This window comes from Nocardiopsis sp. NPDC055879 (genome assembly GCF_053615935.1).
This window is the reverse complement of the sequence record NZ_JBSHCT010000108.1, coordinates 1-1,131: the sequence shown is the minus strand read 5'-3', so window position 1 is coordinate 1,131 and position 1,131 is coordinate 1. Positions and strand designations below refer to the sequence as shown.

Annotated in this window: 1 protein-coding gene and 1 pseudogene; one reads left to right on the top strand and one right to left on the bottom strand. The window is 69.8% G+C overall.

All coding sequences use genetic code 11. The annotated features are described in order from the left end of the window. On the top strand, positions 1–691 hold a 691-nt coding region (locus ACWGKS_RS30085; RefSeq protein ID WP_452525124.1), incomplete at its 5' end, for an SLC13 family permease. A gap of 171 nt (positions 692–862) precedes the next feature. On the opposite strand, the pseudogene ACWGKS_RS30080 reads toward ACWGKS_RS30085, so the two are convergent. Next, a pseudogene (locus ACWGKS_RS30080) lies at positions 863–1,131 on the bottom strand (hypothetical protein); the annotation flags it as partial.

Below are 1,131 nucleotides of genomic sequence, written 5' to 3'. Positions count from 1 at the left end.
CACCAAGATGGGCGCCATGTCCCGTGGTGAGAAGCTCGTCCTGGCGGTGTTCGCCTTCGCGGCCCTGTCCTGGATCTTCGTCCCGATGATCGCCGACCTGGGTCCGGTCGCCGCCGTGGCTCCCTGGCTCGGTAACGTCACGGACGCGGGCGTCGCGATGACCGTCGCGGTCCTGCTCTTCCTGATCCCCGTGGACCGCAAGACCCCGCTGATGGACTGGGAGACGGCGGTCAAGCTGCCCTGGGGCGTGCTGCTCCTCTTCGGTGGCGGGCTGGCGATCTCCGCCCAGTTCACCGACTCCGGGTTGAGCGCCTGGGTCGGAGCCCAGGTCTCCTTCCTGTCCGGGGTGCCCACCTGGGTGCTGATCCTGGCGGTCAGCGCGCTGGTCCTGTTCCTCACCGAGCTCACCAGTAACACCGCGACGGCGGCGACGTTCCTGCCGATCATGGGCGGCGTGGCCATGGGTATGGACATCGACGTCCTCGCCCTGGTGGTCCCGGTCGCGCTCGCCGCCACCATGGCCTTCATGCTCCCGGTGGCGACCCCGCCGAACGCGATCGCCTTCGGTTCGGGCTACGTCAAGATCGGCGAGATGATCAAGGGCGGCGTCTGGCTCAACCTCGTGGCCCTGTTCCTCATCCTCGGCACCATGTACGGCCTGATGACCTGGGCACTGGGCATCTCGCTGTAGCCGTCGACCACGGATCGTTCGAAGCAGAGAGCGGGCGGTCCTTCCCCGGGTGGTGTTTCCTCCTCTCCCGGACACCACCCGGCACTCCCAGGGGCGCCCCCACCGGTACCGTCACCGTTCGACGGGGACCGGCGGGGGCGCCCTTCCCCATGCCCTCGGCTCTCCGTGCCCTCAGCGGTCGGTGTGTTCCCGTGCCCGAGGGCTTCGCTCGGGGCGACCGGCCAACAGGGAAACGCCCACCTGCGCCAGTGCGAGGGCGCCCACCAGCAACAGCACCGGTTCCCATACGCCCATGGCCTGTCCGAGCGTGCCCGCGGCCACGGGGCCGCCGGCGGCCAACAGGTAGCCCATGGACTGCGCCATCCCGGACAGGCGGATGGTCCTTCCGTGCGTGCCTCCACGGAGCGCGATGAGCGCCAGCGCCACCACGATGGCGCCAC